Origin of the sequence: Streptomyces sp. NBC_00237, assembly GCF_026342435.1 — a bacterium.
Taxonomy (GTDB): domain Bacteria; phylum Actinomycetota; class Actinomycetes; order Streptomycetales; family Streptomycetaceae; genus Streptomyces.
The window spans coordinates 1346026-1366709 of record NZ_JAPEMT010000001.1 but is presented as its reverse complement, the minus strand read 5'-3'; the positions used below and the strand labels follow the sequence as shown (position 1 = coordinate 1366709).

Annotated in this window: 15 protein-coding genes, 1 tRNA gene and 1 riboswitch; of the genes, 7 read left to right on the top strand and 9 right to left on the bottom strand. The window is 71.1% G+C overall.

Annotation, left to right across the window (positions count from 1 at the left end; genetic code table 11):
* Positions 1–33: 33 nt before the first annotated feature.
* The 4 genes from OG897_RS05895 to OG897_RS05880 form a co-directional block, all read right to left on the bottom strand.
* Complete coding sequence (locus tag OG897_RS05895) at positions 34–3210, bottom strand: amidohydrolase family protein (RefSeq protein WP_266653523.1); 3177 nt, start codon at positions 3208–3210, stop codon at positions 34–36.
* Between the two features lie 1175 nt (positions 3211–4385).
* Positions 4386–4979 carry a lytic polysaccharide monooxygenase gene (locus OG897_RS05890; protein WP_266653521.1) on the bottom strand — a complete coding sequence of 198 codons (594 nt, stop codon included), beginning with the start codon at positions 4977–4979 and terminating at the stop codon, positions 4386–4388.
* A gap of 225 nt (positions 4980–5204) precedes the next feature.
* Positions 5205–6461, bottom strand: coding sequence for an SPFH domain-containing protein (locus OG897_RS05885; protein WP_266653519.1), 1257 nt, complete (start codon positions 6459–6461; stop codon positions 5205–5207).
* Positions 6458–7618, bottom strand: coding sequence for a peptidoglycan-binding protein (locus OG897_RS05880; RefSeq protein WP_266653517.1), 1161 nt, complete (start codon positions 7616–7618; stop codon positions 6458–6460). Before OG897_RS05880 ends, OG897_RS05885 begins: the two co-directional genes overlap by 4 nt.
* 128 nt (positions 7619–7746) lie before the next feature.
* Between OG897_RS05880 and OG897_RS05875 the strand changes: the two genes are divergently transcribed.
* The 3 genes from OG897_RS05875 to OG897_RS05865 all read left to right on the top strand — a co-directional run bounded on the left by OG897_RS05875 (position 7747) and on the right by OG897_RS05865 (position 12187).
* Positions 7747–7820, top strand: a tRNA-Lys gene (locus OG897_RS05875).
* Between the two features lie 429 nt (positions 7821–8249).
* Positions 8250–10247: a cellulose synthase catalytic subunit gene (locus OG897_RS05870; RefSeq protein ID WP_266653515.1), complete on the top strand. Its 1998-nt coding sequence runs from the start codon at positions 8250–8252 to the stop codon at positions 10245–10247.
* Entirely contained in the window at positions 10244–12187 is a 1944-nt protein-coding gene (locus OG897_RS05865) for a galactose oxidase-like domain-containing protein (RefSeq protein ID WP_266653513.1), read from the top strand. The genes OG897_RS05870 and OG897_RS05865 overlap by 4 nt, the downstream gene beginning before the upstream one ends.
* A 135-nt stretch (positions 12188–12322) precedes the next feature.
* Here OG897_RS05865 and OG897_RS05860 read toward each other — a convergent pair whose 3' ends face one another.
* On the bottom strand, positions 12323–13336 hold the full coding sequence (locus OG897_RS05860; RefSeq protein WP_266653511.1) for a glycoside hydrolase family 6 protein: 1014 nt from the start codon (positions 13334–13336) through the stop codon (positions 12323–12325).
* 382 nt (positions 13337–13718) lie between these two features.
* Between OG897_RS05860 and OG897_RS05855 the strand changes: the two genes are divergently transcribed.
* The 4 genes from OG897_RS05855 to OG897_RS05840 all read left to right on the top strand — a co-directional run bounded on the left by OG897_RS05855 (position 13719) and on the right by OG897_RS05840 (position 16932).
* A complete protein-coding gene (locus tag OG897_RS05855) occupies positions 13719–14588 on the top strand; it encodes a GAF and ANTAR domain-containing protein (RefSeq protein WP_266653509.1) in 870 nt (289 codons plus the stop codon).
* Positions 14589–14647: 59 nt separating this feature from the next.
* Positions 14648–15403, top strand: coding sequence for a GAF and ANTAR domain-containing protein (locus OG897_RS05850; RefSeq protein ID WP_266653507.1), 756 nt, complete (start codon positions 14648–14650; stop codon positions 15401–15403).
* A 344-nt stretch (positions 15404–15747) separates the two neighbouring features.
* A riboswitch (cobalamin riboswitch) is annotated at positions 15748–15828 on the top strand.
* A 58-nt stretch (positions 15829–15886) separates the two neighbouring features.
* Positions 15887–16108: a CbtB-domain containing protein gene (locus tag OG897_RS05845; protein ID WP_266653505.1), complete on the top strand. Its 222-nt coding sequence runs from the start codon at positions 15887–15889 to the stop codon at positions 16106–16108.
* A 17-nt stretch (positions 16109–16125) separates the two neighbouring features.
* On the top strand, positions 16126–16932 hold the full coding sequence (locus OG897_RS05840) for a CbtA family protein (protein WP_266653503.1): 807 nt from the start codon (positions 16126–16128) through the stop codon (positions 16930–16932).
* Here OG897_RS05840 and OG897_RS05835 read toward each other — a convergent pair.
* The 4 genes from OG897_RS05835 to OG897_RS05820 all read right to left on the bottom strand — a co-directional run bounded on the left by OG897_RS05835 (position 16893) and on the right by OG897_RS05820 (position 20659).
* Positions 16893–17576 (bottom strand): class F sortase, encoded by a 684-nt coding sequence (locus OG897_RS05835; protein ID WP_266653501.1) that lies wholly within the window; start codon positions 17574–17576, stop codon positions 16893–16895. The genes OG897_RS05840 and OG897_RS05835 overlap by 40 nt on opposite strands.
* A 58-nt stretch (positions 17577–17634) precedes the next feature.
* The gene (locus OG897_RS05830; RefSeq protein WP_266653499.1) at positions 17635–18102 is read right to left on the bottom strand and encodes a hypothetical protein; all 468 of its coding nucleotides are present in this window, start codon (positions 18100–18102) and stop codon (positions 17635–17637) included.
* A 161-nt stretch (positions 18103–18263) separates the two neighbouring features.
* Positions 18264–19043: an HAD-IIA family hydrolase gene (locus OG897_RS05825; protein ID WP_266653497.1), complete on the bottom strand. Its 780-nt coding sequence runs from the start codon at positions 19041–19043 to the stop codon at positions 18264–18266.
* Positions 19044–19147: 104 nt separating this feature from the next.
* Positions 19148–20659, bottom strand: coding sequence for an alkaline phosphatase family protein (locus OG897_RS05820; protein WP_266653495.1), 1512 nt, complete (start codon positions 20657–20659; stop codon positions 19148–19150).
* Between the last annotated feature and the right edge of the window lie 25 nt (positions 20660–20684).

Here is a 20684-nt window from a genome sequence, read left to right as displayed (position 1 = left end):
CGGGCCTCCTCCGTGTTTCCCCGTGTGCGGTGCTCAGCAGCAGCCGCCCTCCTCCATCTGCTCCCGCACCCCCTCCCAGCGCGCCTCCGCCCTGAGCGCCACCCCCGGCGCGGCCCGGCGCCCCTCGTACACCGCACCGAGCGCCTCGCGCTCGTGCACGCGTCCGCCCACGAGTACCGCGCTCACCTTCACCAGGTCGTCGAAGTCCTCCAGTGGGTTCCCGTCCACGACGGTGAGGTCACCCAGCTTCCCCACCTCGACGGTGCCCAGGTCCCGCTCCGCCCCGAAGAGCTCCGCCGGGGTCCGCGTCACGGACCGCAGCGCCTCCGCGGCCGTGAAGCCGCCCCTGACCATCGCCCGCAGCACGATGTGGAGCGTCAGCCCGACCGGTGTGATGGGCGTGTCCGTGCCGATCGCCATCCGCCCACCCCCGTCCACGATGCCCCGGTACGTCGCCAACTCCCTCCGCAGCGCCAGCCGTTGGGCATCCGTCGGAGCCTGGGCGGCGCTCGCCCTGACCGCCGCCGCGTCCCACGGCGGCATCATCGCCGTGACCCGTACGTCGTCGGCCAGCTCGGGGAAGTCGCCCAGCAGCGGCGACGCGACGAAGGGCGTCGCCAGCAGCTTCAGCCCGCCCTCCGTGTAGGCGGCGACGGTGTCCCCGTACGTGAATCCCTCGCTCGTCGCCCCGTGCCCCTGCTCGGCCCGCTCCGTGGCGATCAGGTGGCTGGTCAGGTCCTCCCCGCTCTGCACCCCCTGCGAGACGAGGTGCGACCCGGACAGCACCCCCAGCTCCTCGTGCCCGAACCGGGCCGCCCGCTCCATGTACGCGAGCGGGGCTCTGACGTACGTCTTCACGAAGTCCCAGTCCAGCGCGGCCCCCCGGGCCAGCGACCGGCGCAGCCCGTCCTGCGTCCGGTGGGCGCGCCCCATGCTGTAGGCCACGCGGGACCCGTCGAGGAGCTCGCCGGTGGTCAGCAGCCGGGGCCCGGCGAGCCGCCCGGCGACGACGTCCTCCCGCAGCCTGGCCTGCTCGTAGGAGAACCCGGCCAGGGACACGGTCGTCGTGATGCCGTACGCCAGCGACACGGCGGTCTGCCGGGCCCCGTACGTGTACTGCCAGGGGTGGGTGTGCGCGTCCCAGAGCCCCGGCAGGACGGTCTGCCGCGAGGCGTCGACGAACCGTCCGGCCTTGCGCCCCTCCCGGTGCGGTTCGATCCCGGCGATGCGCCCGTCCCGGATCAGGATGTCGACGTCGGACCGCACCCGCCCGTCGCCCGCGGTGCCGTCCCAGAGCCGTCCCGCGTGGACGACGACCTCGGCGGGTGCGGAGCTGCGGTAGTCGAGCCGCACCGGGATCTCCCGCCCGGCCCCCTTCGCGCCGCGCGTCGTGAGCCGTACCTTCCCCTCGGCCAGATAGAGGATCGTGCGCGAGTCGGCGGCCCAACTCGGTTGGTCGGCACCGTAGTCGGACACCTGCTTCGCCTCTCCCGCCGGGCTGCCGTCCGCCCCCACCGGCAGCACCCACAGCGCGGACTCGCTCACGCAGGCGAGCCACTTCCCGTCGTGCGACCAGGCGGGCCCGGAGGCGTACCGGTCGGACAGCGAGGCGAAGGGCGCGAGCGCGTGCAGCCGTGAGGCCCCGGTGGCGACCTCCACCACCCGGATGAGGTTGTACCCCTCCCGGAAGCGGTAATTGAGCCGGTTCCGGTCCGCGTACGCGACGTGCCTGCCGTCCGGCGACCAGCTCGGCGGACCGGGCAGCCCGCCCCCGCCGAGCGGTGCGGCCACGACCTTCTCGGCTCCGCTCGCGAGGTCCCGTACGACGAGTCCACCGGTCATGTCGAGGCAGGCGAGCCGCTTGCCGTCGGGCGAGAGCGCGGGATGCGTGCGCCCGCCCTGGGCCAGCAACTCCTCTTTCCCCGTCGCGAGTTCGACGCGCCGCACGGAGTTCAGCCCGTCGCGGTCGTCGACGTACAGCAGCCACCGCCCGTCGCGGCTGAAGGACGGACCCTGGAGGTAGCTGGTCGGTGCGCCCTCCACCACCCGCCTCGGCCGGGCGCCGCGCCCGGACGTCGGCTGCACCCACAGGGAGTTCAGCGCGACGAAGGCGAAGGAGCGGCCGTCGGGGGCGAGCACCGGCTGCTGGATGCCGCGCACGCGGCGGGTGCCGCGGGGCTCCAGCTCGTACCTCTTCACCCGGTACGAGGGTTGCTCGACCGGCAGCTCCGCGCGGAAGGGCACCTTCCGGCCGGTGGGGTCGCGGTGCGGGCGGACGATCTGGAACTGCCCGTCGAGGGTGACCAGCAGGTGCTCGTCGTCGAGCCAGCGCGGCGGGGCGACCGCCAGCGAGCCCTCGACCTGCACGTTCTTCCCGTCGACCACGAGGGATACGAACTGGAAGCGGGCGGTGGGCCCGGTGGCGGTGCTGCGCAGCCAGGCGGTGCGGCCCGCCGGGGAGACGGCGGGTGTCTGGAGGCCGCCGGGCGGCGCGGTGGCGGGCTCGGCGTGCACGACGGTGACGGCCCCCGACCCGTCGGCGGGGACCGAGGCGATCGTACGGGCCTGGAGCGAGGCTCCTTCGACGGCGCCGCGCACGAAGAGCACGCGGGTGCCGTCGCCGCCCCAGGCGGGGTCGAAGTCCTCCCAGGGCTTGTCCTGGTGCGGCCCCGACTGGCTTTCCCTGCCGGTGAGTTGACTGAGCTGCCCGGTGCGGACCTCGACGGTCCAGATCCGGTACGGGCTGCCCTTGACGGGGTCGCCGCCGCGTTCGGAGGAGAAGGCGAGGCGGGTGCCGTCCGGGGACCAGACGGGGCCTCGGTCGTCCCAGGGTCCTTCGGTGAGGCGGCGCAGTCCGGACCCGTCGGCGTTCATCACCCAGATGTGGAAGTGGCCCCCTCGGTAGGCGGCCAGGGCGACCTGGCGGCCGTCGGGCGAGAGGACGGGGCGGGTGGGTTCGAGGTCGGGCGGGGTGAGGGCCTTGGCGGGGCCGCCGCTCCCGTCGAAGGACCACAGGACGTTCTGGACCTCGGCGATGAAGTGGGTGCGGTGGGCGGTGGCGGAGCCGTTGGTGGCGGCGGTCAGGTGGAGGGTGCGGGGCGGAACCGGTGCGGCGAGGGCCTGCGGGCCCGTCGCCACCCCGGCCCCGCCCCCGACGGCGACGGCGCCGACCGTGACGGTTGCGGCCTGGAGGAAGGTGCGGCGGGGCATGGAAGGCAAGGTGACTCCCCCTGGGGTCTCAGGTGTGCTCACGAGCCTCACCAGGAAACGTCGAGGGGGTGGGGGGAGTCCATGGCGGCGCGCGTAGGGAGGTGGATTCCGGCCGACAATTCACGGGGTGGCAATGGGGGTTGGGGCGCACGCAATGTTGGGGGCGGGGACCGCATCACTGCCCGGCTCCGCCGGGGCTGGGGGGATGCGCGCCTTCAGGGGCGCGGGGCCGTATCACTGTGCGGCTCCGCCGCACGTGCGCTCCCTGCTCCACTAGGGCTTACGTGAACGTGCCCCTTCAGGGGCGCGGGGCTGTATCACTGTGCGGCTCCGCCGCACGTGCGCTCCCTGCTCCGCTGGGGCTTGCGTGAACGTGCCCCTTCAGGGGCGCGGGGCTGTATCACTGTGCGGCTCCGCCGCACGTGCGCTCCCTGCTCCACTAGGGCTTGCGTGAACGTGCCCCTTCAGGGGCGCGGGGCTGTATCACTGTGCGGCTCCGCCGCACGTGCGCTCCCTGCTCCACTAGGGCTTGCGTGAACGTGCCCCTTGAGGGGCGCGGGGAACTGCGCGGCCAGCCCCCACGCACCCGCACGTCTCCGGGACAGCCGCGCGGCGAGCGCTTTAGGTGAAGGGGTGGGGAGGGGCAGCCCGCCGCAGGCGCACTGGGGTGCGGCGCACCCATCGGCGGAGGTAACGGCGGGCGGCACCGGGGCGGGCCCCCTCGCGAGGGGTGCGCCGGTAGCGGGGCGGGGCGGGGGTGCTCCGGGGTGGGCCCGGAGCGAGGGGGCCCGCCCCCTTGCCCGCCCGTCCCGCCCCCGGGGGGCGGCCCCGCCGCCCAAGGGGGCGAGGGAAGCGGAGGGCGGAGCCCAAGGGGGGCGAGGCGGAGGCCCCGCGACCCGAGGGGGCTGGGCGGAAGCGGAGAGGGGCTGGCCCGCCGCCTAAGGAGGCGCGACGGGAGCGGGAGGGGATGGCCCGCCGCCTAAGGAGGCGAGACGGGAGCGGGAGGGGATGGGGGTGCCGGAGCGGCAGGGCGAGAGTGGGGGGTGGACGGGATTCGGGTGGGGAGATCCGTAGGCGTCGAGCACCGGAAACCTCCGCGTCATTCACCCGTACGGCACGAGCCGCCCCCCGCCGAGGCCGGGGACGGCTCACACCTCCCGCAGTGACGGGACCCGTCAGAACTTCACGTCCGAGCAGGCGTAGAACGCGTTCGCGGTGTCGTACACGTTCCACACCGCCAGCACGACGTGCCTGCCGGTCTTGCCCGAGGGAATCGTTCCCTGGTGGGTCAGCGTCGCGGGCGGCTGCTGGCCGCCGTACGGCACGTTCAGGAACGGCTGCGGGTCGAGCGAGGCCCGGGTGAGCGGCTTGCTCGGGTCCCAGCCCTGCTTGGTGATGTAGTACCGGAAGTCCGACGTGCGGTGCCGCGCGGTGAACTGCCAGCGGAAGGAGTAGCTCTGGCCGCCCGAGACCTGGGTGGCGGGCCAGGCCCCGGCCCTCGGGTCGTCGAGCTGTGCGAAGCCGCTGTTGCCGCCCGCACATATCCGGCCGTCGGCCGGTCCTGACGCCGGGAAGCCCTTGGGGCCCTCGACGCTCTGCGGTTCCCACTGGATGGATCCGCAGTTCTTCACCGTGCCGTTGGCACAGAGTTTCTGGCGGCTGATCGGGGAGTCGGTGTACCCGTGACTGTTGGCGCTGCTGGTGGCCAGCATGGCGCTGCCCGCCACGGCGAGTCCTACGACGGCAGCACTCATTGCCCTTTTACGCATGATCGCTCCAGGAGAACGTGGGGGAGTTCTGTGAGCCGTACGGGAGGTGCTGTACGGGAGGTACTGATCACGCGCGCGTGGCCAAAACTGGGGATTGCGGTCTAGACCAAGGCCCAATGTAGGGAGGACGGTTGGACATGTCCAGACCAATGCCGGAAGTTAAGAGGGCTTAAGGAAAGTCGACCGGAATCCACGCCTTCGCCCCCCTGCCGAAGGCTTCCGCCGCTACCTCCCCCCGAGGTACGCCACCATCAACTCCCGCACCAGAGAACGCCGTTCGTAGTCGTCCAGCTCCCCCACGAGCCCCCGCGCGGTGAGCCTGCGCACCGTGTCCTCGACCGCGTCGACCGCCGCGCCCAGCGCCCGCTCCCGGTCGGCCGCGTCCAGCGCCGCGAACCGCCTGCGCCGCATCGCCTCCGCGACCTCGGGTGCGTACTCGATCCGCAGGGGCTGTACGGAGAACACCTCGACCCCGGTCGCCGCCGCCCGCGCGGCCACCTGCCGGGTCAGCGCGTCCCCGACCGCCGCCGCGTCCCGAAGGGTCCGCCCCCCGCCGCCCGCCTTCGCCCCGAGCGCGTCGGCGGGCAGCTGCGACAGCACTCGCGCGAGCCCCGCCTCGACCTGCCCGCGCAGCTGCCCGGCGTGGTCACGGACCGTGAGGGTGGCCCGCGCCGGGTCCGCCACCCGCCACACCACCAGGACCACGACGCGCAGCGGAATGCCGTTCCGGTCGACGACGGACAGCGGCTCGCTCCGCCAGTGCTTGAGCCTGACGTCCACCCGTCGGCGCACCAGCAGCGGGCTCAGCCACACCAGCCCCGTCCGCCGCACACTCCCCCGGTACGCCCCGAAGAGCGTGAGCACGAACGCGTACCCCTCCTTTCCCCGGGTCAGCCCGCCGAACGCGCACAGCCCCACCCCCACCAGCCCGGCCAGCGCCCCCCAGTCACCGATCCTCATGCCGTCGTACGTCCGCAGGGGCAGCCCGAGCAGCGCGCGCACGGGCCCCGGGGCCAGCCCCACCCACCACAACACCGCCGCGCATCCGGCCGCCGCCGCGAGACCCACGCCGACCGCCGCCCAGCCGGGGCGCGCCGGACCCGGCCGCTCCACCGGCGCCCGGTGCGCGGCCCCGGTCTCCTCGGGGGCGGGAGGGGCGGCGGCCACCCTGCGCTGCTCACCGGTACCGCGCCGCCGCCCGACGACGGCCACGCCCGAGGAGACGACGGCCTCCCTCGGCCCGTCACCGATCCTCGGCCCGTCACCGATCCTCGACTCGTCGCGGGTCCCCGGCTCGTCACCGATCCCCGGCTCGTCGCGGAAGAGAAGGTGCACGGGGATCTCGGTGGTCGCCTCGTTCCTGATCACCGGACTCCGGCCGGTGACCCCCACGGCCCCGCCCGCCCCACTCACCCCGCCCGTCCCGCTCGCCCTGCCCGTCCCGCTCGTCCCGCTCGCCGTCGTACCCACGGAATCGCTCATCGCCGCACACCCTCCGTCGTCGCACCCTCCGCAGCCCCCGTGGCGAACAGCCGCCGCCACGTCTCCGGCCCCGGGTAGCCGTCCGCCGCCGCGCCCCGCCAGCCCTGCGCCCGCTGGAACGCCTCGACGTTGCGCCGGTCGGCCTCGCCCCAGCGGGGGCCGGGACCGACCCTGTAGTGCTTGCCGAAGCCCCGCTCCGTCAGCCGCCGCCCCAACTGCTCCACGTACGCGTTGGACTGCCCCGCCCGGAAGTGCTTCGCCCCGGGATACACGGGGGCGCCGGGCGCGCCCTGCACGGCCGTGGAGCCGACGAGGCCCTTGTAGCGGTAGGCCAGATAGCGGTCCGCGTTGTTCCAGTAGCCGAGCGGGGTGGACTGGTGGCGGGTCCTGGGACGGGTCTGTTCGTACGCGAGGTAGTGGCCGTGGGTGTAGTCCGTCCAGCCGCCGAAGATGGTGACGTGGGAGCCGTCGTGCGGGTCGTCGGTGTTGTGGAAGAGCAGGATGTCGCCGGGCTGGAGCTGGTCACGGTCCACCTTGACCCCGTAGTCGGCGAGGCTGCCCGTCCACTCGTTGCCGCTGAGCCCCCAGGCCATCGAGACGTACCCCGAGCAGTCCTGCCGGTACCCGTCGCTCCAGTACTTCTCCATGCTGTACGGGACCCCGGCCGCGACCCAGGTCTTGGCGCGCTTGACGATCTCGGAGCGGGTGGCGGGCTTCAGCTTCGGCGCGGCAGCGACACCGGAGGGGCCGGGGGCACCGGCCCCGGGGGAACGAGAAGCGGAATCAGATCCTCCGTGCAGCGGCGCGGCCTGCCCCTGCGGCACCGGGACATCCAGCTCCTCTCCCTTCCCCCTCTCCTTCTCCTTCTCCTTCTCCTTCTCCCCCTCCTCCCCTCCCCTCCTCTCCGCCCTCTTCTCCAGCTCGTAGTGCGCACTGTGGTCGTGGTACCCCTCCCCGTCCGGCGTCGTCTCGGCCGCTCCCGCCGCTCCCCCGCCGCCCAGCACCACTCCGGCCGCCGTGACCAGCACCAACGCCGTGCGTGCGGCGTGACCCCCGTCACGTACGGAAAGAGAACGCGTCCGGCACTCCCGGCGGCGGGCCGCACAGCCGGTGCAGGGACAGTCGGCGGCGGGCTGAATCTCCTCGAACTGGATCACACGCCGAGTGTCCCAACTGCCCGGACATACCGCATCTTGACGGTACGAAATATTTGAAGACGGACATCCCGGTCACTCGCTGGTTCAAACCACTCTCGAACATCCGGTAGAGTTCTCCGAGTCAGCAGGCGCCGCTAGCTCAGTTGGTTAGAGCAGCTGACTCTTAATCAGCGGGTCCGGGGTTCGAGTCCCTGGCGGCGCACGCGCAACCGAGACCCTCCCACCACCGGTGGGAGGGTCTCGGTCATTCCCACGGGTCCGGGCCCTCCCCGGACTCCCCCCGGGTCCCGGCGACCCTGCGATCAGCGACCCTTGCGATCACATGAAGAGTCGGGGAACCTATCCTGGAGCCAGTGGCTCCAATGGGGCGGACGGTTCGACGAGTTGAGGCTCGGACGGCCGACGAGGGGACGGCCGGGCCATGCGGGGCGCGTCAGCGCCCCACCGGGCGGGGGCCCCTTTCACTGATCGACATCAGGGCGGGCATCATGCAACCGGAAGGTTGCCGTCCTGTGTCTGTGGTGATGGCGGCCTCGCCATTGATGCGTTCGGGGACGGTCGAGGGGGACCGCCAGCGAGCGAAGAGACCTACGAACTCACGCAGCCAGCTTTGCGTGCGGGGGGATGACTCATGACGTCGACGCCGAGCGGCGCCGGGCAGTACCACGACCCTACCCACGACCCCACCCAGACGACGCAGCTGCGGGTTCCCCCCCAGCCCACGTCGGGCGGACAGGGTCGCCGACAGCAGAAGGCGCTGCCCAAGTACGACTACGAGCACTACAGCCGCCTCGCCGGTCCGCTGACCCAGCCGGACCCGAGCAAGCCGTACCGGGTCCAGTACCGCTCGCTGATCTCCCAGGAGCCGCACCGCATCCGTGCGGCCCTGCTGCTGTGCGCCGCACCGCTGCTCTCGCTCGGCCTCTTCGTCTGGCTGATGCAGCCCTCGCACTGGACCGACCGCGACCCGAACCTCCAGGACGACCTCCTGCGCGCGCTCGACGTCGTCATGCTCGTGTCGATCGGCCTCATCGAGCTCTTCCGCACGCTGAACGTGATCTCCAACGCGCACGCCACGCTCGTCGCGCGCGACCCGATCCCGGTCGTCCCCGAGACCGGCACCCGGGTCGCCTTCATGACCTCCTTCGTGCCCGGCAAGGAACCGCTGTCGATGGTCACCAAGACCCTGGAGGCGGCCGTCAAGATCCGCCACCGGGGCCTGCTGCACATCTGGCTCCTCGACGAGGGCGACGACCCCGAGGTCAAGGCCGTCTGCGAGCGCCTGGGCGTGCACCACTTCTCCCGCAAGGGCATCGCGAAGTGGAACCAGAAGAAGGGCGCGCACCGCGCGAAGACCAAGCACGGCAACTACAACGCCTGGCTGGACGCGCACGGTGACGACTACGACTACTTCGCCTCGGTCGACACCGACCACATCCCGCTCCCGAACTACCTGGAGCGCATGCTCGGCTACTTCCGCGACCCGAACATCGGCTTCGTCATCGGCCCGCAGGTGTACGGCAACTACGACACCTTCGTCACGAAGGCCGCCGAGTCGCAGCAGTTCCTCTTCCACGCCCTGATCCAGCGCGCGGGCAACCGCTACGGCGCCCCCATGTTCGTGGGCACGTCCAACGCCGTGCGCATCAAGGCGCTGAAGCAGATCGGCGGTCTGTACGACTCGATCACCGAGGACATGGCGACGGGCTTCGAGATCCACCGCGCCAAGAACCCGGCGACGGGCAAGAAGTGGCGCTCGGTCTACACCCCGGACGTGCTGGCCGTCGGCGAGGGCCCCACCGCCTGGACCGACTTCTTCACCCAGCAGCTCCGCTGGTCGCGCGGTACGTACGAGACGATCCTCAAGCAGTACTGGAAGGGCTGGGGCACGCTGCCCCCGAGCAAGCTCTTCAACTACACGATGATGATCATCTTCTACCCGATGTCCGCCATGAACTGGATCCTGGCCGCACTCTCCTGTGCGCTGTTCCTGGGCATGGGCGCCTCGGGTGTCCAGATCGACCCGGTCATCTGGATGATGCTGTACGGCAACGCCTCCGCGCTCCAGATCGGCCTGTACATCTGGAACCGCCGCCACAACGTCTCGCCGCACGAGCCCGAGGGTTCCGGCGGTCTGGCCGGTATGGCGATGTCCGCACTGTCGGCGCCGATCTACGCGCGCTCGCTGTTCGACGCCGCGCTGCGCCGCAAGTCCAGCTTCGTCGTGACGCCCAAGGGCGACTCGTCCAGCCCGGACACGCTGTTCGGCACGTTCCGCATCCACCTGTTCTTCATCCTGATCTTCGGCGGGTCCATCGGCGTCTCGTACTGGCGCGGGCACTCGCACCCGGCGATGGTCACCTGGGCCACGCTCGCCCTCCTCATCACGGCGGCGCCGATCATCGCCTGGCGCCTGGGCATGCGCGCGGAGAAGAAGAACGGCAAGCCCGGACCGCAGCAGGGCCCCGGCTCCGCGGGCACCGCCCCCGAGTACGGCGACCAGCAGGCGTTCCCCGGCCAGCACCAGGGGCAGTACGGCGACGGCGGTCACGCGCCGCAGCAGAAGCCGAGCTGGGCCGCGCCCGACCAGACCATGCAGATTTCTTCCCTTGGGGGACGTAAGAAATGAGTTTCCGTCCGAGCCGCCGGGCCAAGCGCCTCTCCATCACGGCGGCCGTGGTCGTCGCCGTGGCGGCGTTCAACGGGCCCGCGCTGTACCGCTTCGGTTCGGAGCAGTACCACGAGTACAAGATCAACCGCCAGGAGTACAAGGCGGAGAACGGCAAGTGGGACTTCCTCGACGTCCCGACCGACAAGAAGATCAACACGATCCACTCGGCGCTGCTGCACACCGGCAAGGTCCTGCTCATCGCGGGGTCCGGCAACAACCAGAAGAACTTCGACGCGGGCAAGTTCGAGTCGGTCCTGTGGGACCCGAAGAACAACACCTACAAGATGATCAAGACCCCGAAGGACATGTTCTGTTCGGGTCACACGCAGCTGGGCGACGGCAAGCTCCTCGTCGCGGGCGGCACCAAGCGGTACGAGAAGCTCGAAGGTGACGTCACCAAGGCCGGTGGCCTGATGGTGGTGCACAACGAGAACCCCGACAAGCCGATAACGATCCCCGCCGGGACCGTCTTCCAGGGCAAGAAGAACGGCAAGACGTACGTCTCCAAGGACCCGGTCCTGGTGGAGAAGGCCAAGAAGGTCTTCGCCACGACCGGCCCCAACAAGGGCAAGTTCCTGCGCACCGAGGCCGGTCTCGGCCGGATCTACGTCGAGGCCAAGCAGTCGGGCAAGCAGTACGAGTCGGGCGCCCAGGACAACTACGCCATCCCCTCGCTGACCGGCGCCAACGCCCGCAACACCTACGGCGTCGCCGAGAAGCTCGCCCTGGACAAGAAGGACTTCCAGGGCATCCGGGAGGCGTACGAGTTCGACCCGGTGGCGGAGAAGTACATCACCGTCGACCCGATGAACGAGGCGCGCTGGTACCCGTCGCTGACGACGCTCAAGGACGGCAAGGTCCTGGCGACCTCCGGCCTCGACGACATCGGCCAGATCGTCCCGGGCAAGGACGAGATCTACGACCCGAAGACGAAGACCTGGAAGTACACGGGCTTCGAGCGGCGGCTGCCGACGTACCCGTCGCTGTTCACGCTGAACAGCGGCAAGCTCATCTACACGGGCTCCAACGCGGGCTACGGCCCGGCTGACGTCGGCCGTGAGCCCGGCATCTGGGACCTGACGAACAACAGCTTCAAGAAGATCCCGGGCATGAGCGACCCGGACCAGCTGGAGACCTCGGCCTCGGTCATGCTGCCCCCGGCGCAGGACCAGCGGTTCATGGTCATCGGCGGCGGCGGCGTCGGCGAGTCGGAGAAGTCGACGGAGAAGACCCGCCTGGTCGACGCCGACGACGACAACCCGACCTTCAAGGACGGGCCCTCGCTCGACAAGGGCACCCGCTACCCCAGCGCCTCGCTGATGCCGGACGACACCGTCCTGATCACCGGCGGCTCCGAGGACTACCGGGGGCGCAGCGACTCCAACATCAAGGAGGCGCGCTCCTTCGACCCGAAGACCAACAAGCTCAAGCGGCTCGCCGACCCCGAAGTGGGGCGCAACTACCACTCCAGCTCGGTGCTGCTGCCCGACGGCCGCGTCATGGTGGCGGGCTCCGACTCGCTGTACTCGGACAAGGCCAACACCCGGCCGGGCGTCTTCGAGCAGCGGATCGAGATCTACACCCCGCCGTACCTCTACCGCGACTCGCGGCCGAAGCTGAACGACGGGCCGAAGAAGATCGCTCGGGGCGGCACCGGCACGTTCACCTCGCAGCACGCCTCGTCCATCAAGACGGCGAAGCTGATGCGGCCGAGCGCGGTGACGCACATGACCGACATGGACCAGCGCAGCATCGCGCTGGAGTTCAAGAAGACGGCCGACGGCATCACCGTCACCGTCCCCAAGAACCAGGCGCTGGTGCCCTCCGGGTACTACATGCTGTTCGTGACGGACGACCAGGGCACGCCTTCCGAGGCGGTCTGGGTCGAGGTCCCGTAGGGATCCACGCAGGTACGAGTAAGGGGCGCCCTCCCGGAGGGCGCCCCTTACTTTTTGTGCTGTACCGGACTTTTTGCGCTGTACCGGACTTGTTGTGCTGTACCGGCCTGCTGCGGCCTGCCGCACCCGGCCTGTCTACTGGGCGTTCTTCGCCAGGCCCAGCGCGTAGTCCGCGAACCAGCGGCCCGCCTGCGGGCCGCCCTTGCAGGTGCCGTCGGACTCGCCGGGGCGCTTCACCCAGAGCAGGGCGTGCACCTGCGGGTCGCCGGTGTTGGTGGTGGGCGACTCGCCGAGCGCGCGGCCGGGCGGGTTGCACCAGCGTTCCTTCGGGTCGCCCTTGGTGTAGGGGCCGTTGCCGTTGCGGCTGGTGTCGATGACGAAGGGCTTGTTGCCGACCTTCGCGGACAGCTCCTTGCCGTACTTCTTGCTGGCCTCGGTGGAGTAGTAGTTCGAGACGTTCACCGAGAAGCCGTCGGCCTCGTCGATGCCCGACCACTTCAGCGGCTCGAAGATCTGGTCCGGCTTGCCCCAGCCCGCGTTGCCCGCGTCCAGGTAGACCTTGGTCTTGGGCTGCTTCTTCAGGGTCTTGATGGCGCCCTTGAGGAGGTCGTAGCGCTCCTCGTGGAACTTCCCCGGGGTGCAGGTGTCGACCATGTGCAGGACGGCGTCCGGCTCCAGGATCACGGTGGCGGGGCGGTCGCCGATGCCCTCGGCGACCTCCTTGACGAACTTCCGGTACGCGTCGCCGTCGGCGGCGCCGCCGCCGGAGTACTGGCCGCAGTCGCGGTGCGGGATGTTGTAGAGGACGAGGATCGCCTCGCGGTCGGCCTGGGCGGCGGCCTCGGTGAAGCCCTTCGCCTGGTCCTTGGCGTTCTCCGGGATCAGCCACTCGCCCGCCGGCTGCTGGGCGATCTTCTTGATCAGGTCCTTCTTGGCCGGGTCGCTCTCCCCGGCGAGCGCCTTCGCCGCCTTCGCGTCCGGATTGACCCAGTACGGGTCGTCGCCCTTGGGGAGCTGCGTGACCGGGGCCTTGCCGCCCGTGCCCCCGGCGCTGTCGCCGTCGTCCGAGCTGCAGCCCGTCAGGAGCAGGGCGGCCCCCACCGTGACCGCCCCCAGTGCTCGCACACGTCCGCTGTAACTGCCGTACATCGACTCCCCCTTGGGCGCCTGCCGAAGACTGACCGTCTCCACGTGACTGCTCGAAATGAATGAACGTCTCAAAGTGACTGACTGTCTCGAAGATGAAAGAAGTTCCCGAGGCAGCCCCCCAGCCGCCCCTGCCCGGCCGCAGCCGGTCGAATCCAATCCTTCCATACGGAACGTGCGCCCCGTCCGTCGCGTTCCCGGTCCCGTTCCCGGTCCCTCGGAAGCCGTCACACCGCGTTCGGCCTGCCCGTTCGGCAAGGACGCACTACGCTGGGGCGACTGCGAGGACGCACGACGCGGCGCCGCGGGGCCGCACGCGCCCCACCGCTCGCTTCGAGCACTTCAGGTCTCTTCGGGACGCTTCTGGACTCTTCGGGAGGAGGCTGTGGTCAGCACTCGCATGACCGCCCTGCTCGCCGAGCTGGCGGTCCGCCGCACCGCCGGACTCGACGAGCCCTTCGCCCGGCGCTGCGCCGACGTGCTCGGCGTGGACGGGCTCTCGGTCAGCCTCTCCGTGGGCCCCGCCTCTCCCGACGGCGCGCCCGGCGAGCCCGTGTGGTTCTCCGGGGCGACCGGCGCCGCTCTGGAGGACCTCCAGTTCACCGTGGGCCAGGGCCCCGCCCTGGACGTCCAGGCCACCGGCGCGCTGGTGCTGGACGGTGACCTGGATCAGGTGCCCTGGGAGCGCTGGCCCGCCTTCCTCCCCGCGGCGGCGGACCTGGGAGTGCGGGCGGTGTTCGCGCTGCCGCTCCAGATCGGCGCGATCCGGCTGGGGGTGCTGACCCTGTACCGGGCCGCTCCCGGCGGCCTGAGCGAGCAGGAGCTGCGGGACGCGCTGGTCTTCCGCGACACGCTCACGCTGGCCCTGCTCGGTGCCGGAGACGGACTGGCGGGAGACGGACTGGCGGGAGACGGCCACACCGGGGACGGAAACACCAGGGACGGAAACGCCGGGGACGGACACGCCGGAGACGTTCACACTGGAGGGGAACCTCCGGACCCGCCGTCCGGAAGATCGCCGGCCCAGGACTTCACGGACTACACGCTCTACCGCGCCGAGGTGCACCAGGCGACCGGCATGATCGCGGCCCGGCTCAAGGTGGCCCCTTCGGCCGCCCTGGTACGACTGCGGGCCTACGCGTACTCCTCCGACGTGCCCATCCTGGAGGCGGCCAGGGACGTGTTGGCACGGCGGCTGATATTCACCCCCGAAGGCGCCTCGCGGGACGGCGACGGACTGGGGAAAGCACGATGACGAATGGGAAGCGCTCCGGGCGCTCCACCCGGCAGTACAACAGATGTGGGTGACGTGGCATGGACAGCAACGTGCGCGAGCAGAAGATCGCGGCGGCATTCGTCGAACTCGCCGACACTCTGGTCGACGACTTCGACGTGATCGACTTCCTCCAGCGGCTGGCCACCCGCTGCGTGGAACTCCTGGGCGGGTCCGCGGCCGGGCTGATGCTGGCCACACCGCACGGCGACCTCCAGACCGCCGCCTCGTCCGACGAACGCGCGTGGCTGCTGGAACTGCTGGAGATCCAGCACCAGGAAGGCCCGTGCCTGGACTGCTACCACAGCCGCACCCCGGTCCTGCCGGTCGCCCTGGACAGCGCGGACGCCGTCGCCCGCTGGCCGGTGTTCACCCCGCGCGCCCGGGAGTACGGCTTCCGCTCCACGTACGCGATCCCGCTGCGGCTGCGCGAGACGGTGATCGGCGCGCTGAACCTGTTCGTCGACACCCCGCTCCCCGAACTGGGCCCCGGCGACGTGCAGCTCGCCCAGGCGCTGGCGGACGCGGCCACCATCGGCATCCTCCAGCAGCGCACCATCCGGCAGGGCGAGCTGGTCGCCGGGCAGCTCCAGACGGCGCTGACCAGCCGAGTGCGTCTGGAGCAGGCGAAGGGCATGCTCGCCGAGCGGTGGGCGGTCTCGGTGGACACGTCGTTCGACATGCTGCGGGGGTACGCGCGCCGGAATCAGCGGCGGCTGACGGACGTGGCGCTGGCCGTCGTCCTGGGAGAGCTGGACCCTGCCGAGGTACGAGGGGACGACCCGGGCCACGCGTAGCGACTTTGCCGTGACTTTGCGTCAATTGCCCTCTGGAGAACGCGGCTTGACCGCTCTACAGTGGTGGTGCGGCCCCAGCCCCCGGCCCGTTGAACCGAGTTGGCTCTTCCCAGAACCTCCCGCGACGGCGCCGGGCTTCTCCCGCAGTTCGTGCGCGCGCGGTCGAGGACCAGCCCGGCCGACAGCTCCGGGGGGAGCGAGCGGTCGGCCGGGCCAGGTACTCCTCTCGCCCGCCCGGTGTCCAGGCGTTCACCTGGGCTTTCCCTCACGCCGGGGTCCCATTGACAGTGCACGGCCAGGCTGGGACTCTCCGGGGGACAACTTCACACGTCGAGGCGACGGCGATCAGGAACTCCGGTGCGACTCCGGGACGGTCCCGCCACTGTGACCGCGACTCCCCCTGGGAGCGCGGAAGTCAGGAACTGAACCGTCGCCTCTCCTGCCATGGGGCGTGGAAACCCCAGAAGGAGGGCTCACCCCGTCATGTCCGCGTCTGCCCCGCAGTCCGCACAGACCGCCACCGACCTCGCGGCCGCGACCACCCGCACCCGGGATCTGCTGATCCTGGCCGCCGCGGTGATCGTCTCCCTGATCGCGCTGTACGCCGTGTTCATGGACAACGGCCACATCATCTCCGCGACCGGCAGCTATCTGCACGAGTTCTCGCACGACGGGCGGCACCTCTTCGGTGCCCCCTGCCACTGATCGGGGACGCACGCACCATGAGCAACCCCACTCTCACCCTGCTCGGCCGAGGCGTCGCGGCGGGCGGGGCCGCCGGTCTGGTCACGGGCCTGTTCTCCCTGCTGCTCGCGGAACCGGTGATGGACCGGGCGATCGTCCTCGAAGAGGCGCGCTCGGCCAAGGAGGAGGCCGCCGAGCACGCCCACGCGGCGGCCGGTGCGGTCGCCGACCACCACGAGGAGCTCTTCACGCGCGGCCAGCAGCACTTCGGCCTCGTTATCACGGCGATCGTCGCGGGCCTGGCACTGGGCGCGCTGTTCGCCGTCGCGTACGCGCTCGTGCACCGTCGTACGGGATATCTCGTACGGGCCTGGCCGCGCGCCCTCGCGTTCTGCGCGGCGGCCTTCGTCGCCGTGGCCCTGCTGCCGGGGCTGCGCTACCCGGCGGCCCCGCCGGGCGTCGGTGACGCCAACACGGTCGGCGAGCGGCAGCAGTTGTGGCTGGCCGCCGTCGTGATCGGGATCCTCGGCATGCTGCTCGCGTGGCAGTTGTACGTCCGGCTGGCCCAGAAGCCGGAGCCGCTGCGGCAGGGGGCGGTGTTCCTGACCGGGGCCGCCACGCTCGCCGTGCTGTTCCTGCTGCCCGGCAACCCGGACGAAGTCCCCGTACCGGCAACGCTGTTGTGGGACTTCCGGGTGCTGTCGCTGGGGTCGCAGCTGCTGCTGTGGGCCGTGTTCGCGGCGGTCTTCGGCGGGCTGGGGCTGCGAGCGGCGGCGAAGGCGGGGGTCAACTCCCCTGCCGCTGCTCAGGACGTGGCAGGAGCCTCCGCCGCGCCCGTCAGGTAGGCCGAGACGACCACGTTGGCCGTGTAGTGCTTGGCCGCGTGGTCGTACGTGCCGCCGCAGGTGATCAGCCGCAGTTCCGCGCGGCCCTCCTCGCGGGGGCCGTACGCCTTCTTCGCGTCGAACTTCTCCCGGCTGAAGACCTGGACGTCGTCGATCGTGAACTCGGTGACGGAGCCGTCCGCCCCGGTGACCTTGACCTGCTCGCCGGGGCGGGCGGAGCTGAGGCCGTAGAAGACCGCCGGTTTGCTCTGGGTGTCGACGTGCCCGACCATCAGCGCGACCCCGCTCGCGCCGGGGCGGGTGCCGTCGCCGAACCAGCCGACCTCCCGGGGCTTCTCGTACGGCGGCGGATCGACCGCCCCCGTGCCATCGAGCCCTCGGGCGCTGACGGGGGCGGTGATGCCGAGCGAGGGAATGTCGACACGGCCGGGGCGTACGCCCGCGACGGGGTCGTGCGCGTCGGGGAGTTCGACCTGAAGCAGTGGGCGTCCCACCGCGGCCACGTCACCGGTGGTCGGTGCGGCGCTGCCGCCCGGCCCGTCGGTGAGGTCGCGGCCCCACAGCCACAGCCCGAGGAGCAGCACCGCCCAGGCGACGCCCGTGAGCATCCGGCCCTTGCCGGAGGAGCTCTGGTCGGTGGTCATGTCACTCCCCTGTCAGCGCGTCGACGTGGTGCACCCGGTGCGGGCGGGATGGCGATTACTAGTGCGAGCCGTTGCGGCGCTTGCGGACGGAACGGCCCGCGATGGCGATCGCCGCCGCACCCGCGAGGCCGAGGCCGATCAGGGTGTGCGGGGTGCCGGGACCGTCCGACTCGGCGGCCAGTGCCGTGCCGCCGCCGCCCGCGCGGACCGGGGCGGTCGGATGGACGTTCCGGTGCACGATGGTGATCGTCCCGGCCCTGGGGTGGTCGTGGCCGTCGCACGTGATGGTGACGTCGTACGTCCCGGCCGTGGCCGTGGACCTGATCTGGGTCTCCCCGAACAGCGGGACGGCCTTGCCGCCTCCGCCGCCCAGCTCGGCGTCGGCGACGAAGACCTCGGACTTGGCGGCACCGGTGGTGCCCTCGCAGTCACTGGCCTTGACCGACACCTCCCCGCCCGGGGCGTTTGTGGACGGGGTCAGCGTCGCGGTCACCGAATCGTGGGCGTATGCCGGACCGGCCAGCATGAGTGTCGCTGCTGTTGCGACACACAGAGCATGCAGTTCTTTACGCATTGTGAACCTCCTGGTAATCCGAAGATTCACGTGCGCGAACGATTCCGCATCCGCAGGGGCCTGTCACTGCGCCGTACGGGCCCCTGCGGGTGATATGCGACCCGCCGCGCGCCTCAGATCCGCTCGACGAGGTCCGCGATCGAGTCGACGACGGAGGACGGCCGGAACGGGTACCGGTCGATGTCGTCCTTGCCGGTGAGCCCGGTGAGGACCAGGTAGGTCTTCATGCCCGCCTCCAGACCAGCCAGCACGTCGGTGTCCATGCGGTCGCCGATCATGGCGCTGGTCTCGGAGTGCGCGCCGATGGCGTTGAGCCCGGTGCGCATCATCAGCGGGTTGGGCTTGCCCGCGAAGTACGGCTTCTTGCCCGTCGCCTTGGTGATCAGGGCGGCGACCGCGCCGGTGGCGGGCAGCGGGCCCTCGGCGGAGGGGCCGGTCTCGTCGGGGTTGGTGCAGATGAACCGGGCCCCGCCGTTGATCAGGCGGATCGCCTTGGTGAGGGCCTCGAAGGAGTACGTACGGGTCTCGCCGAGGACGACGTAGTCGGGCTCGTGGTCGGTGAGGACGTACCCGATGTCGTGCAGCGCGGTGGTCAGGCCCGCCTCGCCGATGACGTACGCGGTGCCGCCGGGGCGCTGGTCGTCCAGGAACCGGGCGGTGGCGAGCGCGGAGGTCCAGATGTTCTCCACCGGCACGTCCAGGCCCATCCGGGCGAGGCGGGCGTGCAGGTCACGGGCGGTGTAGATGGAGTTGTTCGTCAGCACCAGGAAGGGCTTCTCCGTGTCGCGGAGCTTCCGGATGAAGGCGTCGGCGCCGGGGATCGGGACGCCCTCGTGGATGAGGACTCCGTCCATGTCGGTGAGCCAGGATTCGATCGGCTTGCGCTCTGCCATCTGGTGGGACTCCCGCCGTACGTACACACATGAGAGAAGGGGGCGCGCACAACCCTGTGCACGCCCCCAGCCTAGTCTCCGCAGGCCGCGGGGACTCAGCCGTCTCAGGCGGTGATGCTGACGCCGTCGATCGTCCAGTACCAGTTGTTGCCGCCCGTGTAGCGGAAGCGGACCTGGGCGGTGGTCGCGCCCGCCGGGACCTGGAGCGTGATCCTCTCGACGCGCGAGGAGGTGTTCGCGGTGTACGTCTTCACGACGACCGGGGCGGCGCTCCCGTACGACACCAGGACCTCGCCCTTCTGCGGGGACTCCTGGCGGTAGTACGTCGTGTAGGTGAGCGTGGCGGCCGTCCCCGGGGCCACCGTGAACTTCGGGCTGATCAGCGTCGAGTCGAAGGTCCCGGTGAAGGTCCTGTCGGTCCACTCGTCGCCGTCGGCGACCGCGAAGACGTTACGGGCCCGGACGTTCAGCTCGCGCTGCTGGCTCTTCTCGGCCTGGGTCCAGAACTCGTCGGTGGTGAAGGACCAGCCGCGCCACTCGGTGACGCCGCCCGTGCCCATCGCGGAGTTGTCGACCGACCAGCCGCTGGGCGCGACGTGCGTGAAGCCGAGGACGTCCGCGCCGACGCCGGTCTCGTCGACGCGCTTCTGGAGCGAACCGCGCAGGGAGTCGAAGGCGTCCGGCACGGCCTGCTGGACGGCCCGGCCGTCCAGGCCCCACGCCGGGTCGACCGCGACGCCCAGGTGGTGGAGGGCGGAGACGGCGACGTCGGGCATCTTCACGTCGTGGCGGGTGACCCCGGCGGGCAGCCCGCCGCCGCTGGCGATCAGGAAGGTCTGGCGCTCGTCCCAGCTGTCGCCGCCGTGGCCGCCGGTCGCGGTGTGCCCGTGGTCGGCGGTGATCATGATGAGCCAGTCCTCGTCGCCGTACGTGGCACGGGACTTCACGGCGGCGACGATCTCGCCGACCTGGGTGTCGACGCCGTGCAGCGCGTCCAGGTACGCCTGGCTGGCGTTGCCGCTGGCGTGGCCCGCGTGGTCGACGTTGTCGAGGTGGACGAAGACCGCGTCGACGTCCGTCGCGACCCGGGCGACGGCGCGCTTGGTCGTGCCGGTGTCGTACTCGGCGGACGGGGTGGAGACCCGCTCGTCGACCTTGGCGGAGAAGATGACGTCGGTGACGGGGTTCCAGGACGCGACCGCGTACGTCTTCAGGGCGGGTCTGGCGGCCTCGGCACGGGTCATGAAGTCCGGGTACTGGGCCAGGTTGTGGCCGGTGAAGTCGTTGTTGACCACCTTGTGCTTGTCCGGCCACACGCCCGTGATGAGGGTGCTCCAGCCGGGCCCGGAGGAGGTGGGCGCCATCGGGTTGGTGTAGATGCTGGAGGGTGCGGTGACGCCGGAGGCCATCAGCGCGTCCAGGTTCGGCGCGTCGGCGTCCTTGATCCGGCGGACCATCGCCCCGTCCAGGCCGATGACCAGGACCTTCGGGGTCTTGGCCGCCCGGCCCGCGCGCTCTGCGGCGGCGGCCGACGTGGCGGAGGCGAGCGGGCCCGCCGTGGCGGCGACGGCGGCGGCACCGAGGAGGACGGCGCGGCGCGAGATGCCTTGGGACATGTCTTTCTCCAGGGAAACGGGTGGC

What these genes read in the sequence shown, in the direction of transcription:
- OG897_RS05820 (WP_266653495.1), bottom strand. Translation starts at nt 20,659, where the DNA reads ATGTCCCAAGGCATCTCGCGCCGCGCCGTCCTCCTCGGTGCCGCCGCC.
- OG897_RS05850 (WP_266653507.1), top strand. Translation starts at nt 14,648, where the DNA reads ATGGACAGCAACGTGCGCGAGCAGAAGATCGCGGCGGCATTCGTCGAA.
- OG897_RS05865 (WP_266653513.1), top strand. Translation starts at nt 10,244, where the DNA reads ATGAGTTTCCGTCCGAGCCGCCGGGCCAAGCGCCTCTCCATCACGGCG.
- OG897_RS05885 (WP_266653519.1), bottom strand. Translation starts at nt 6,461, where the DNA reads ATGAGCGATTCCGTGGGTACGACGGCGAGCGGGACGAGCGGGACGGGC.
- OG897_RS05895 (WP_266653523.1), bottom strand. Translation starts at nt 3,210, where the DNA reads ATGCCCCGCCGCACCTTCCTCCAGGCCGCAACCGTCACGGTCGGCGCC.
- OG897_RS05835 (WP_266653501.1), bottom strand. Translation starts at nt 17,576, where the DNA reads ATGACCACCGACCAGAGCTCCTCCGGCAAGGGCCGGATGCTCACGGGC.
- OG897_RS05860 (WP_266653511.1), bottom strand. Translation starts at nt 13,336, where the DNA reads ATGTACGGCAGTTACAGCGGACGTGTGCGAGCACTGGGGGCGGTCACG.
- OG897_RS05845 (WP_266653505.1), top strand. Translation starts at nt 15,887, where the DNA reads ATGTCCGCGTCTGCCCCGCAGTCCGCACAGACCGCCACCGACCTCGCG.
- OG897_RS05870 (WP_266653515.1), top strand. Translation starts at nt 8,250, where the DNA reads ATGACGTCGACGCCGAGCGGCGCCGGGCAGTACCACGACCCTACCCAC.
- OG897_RS05825 (WP_266653497.1), bottom strand. Translation starts at nt 19,043, where the DNA reads ATGGCAGAGCGCAAGCCGATCGAATCCTGGCTCACCGACATGGACGGA.
- OG897_RS05890 (WP_266653521.1), bottom strand. Translation starts at nt 4,979, where the DNA reads ATGCGTAAAAGGGCAATGAGTGCTGCCGTCGTAGGACTCGCCGTGGCG.
- OG897_RS05840 (WP_266653503.1), top strand. Translation starts at nt 16,126, where the DNA reads ATGAGCAACCCCACTCTCACCCTGCTCGGCCGAGGCGTCGCGGCGGGC.
- OG897_RS05830 (WP_266653499.1), bottom strand. Translation starts at nt 18,102, where the DNA reads ATGCTGGCCGGTCCGGCATACGCCCACGATTCGGTGACCGCGACGCTG.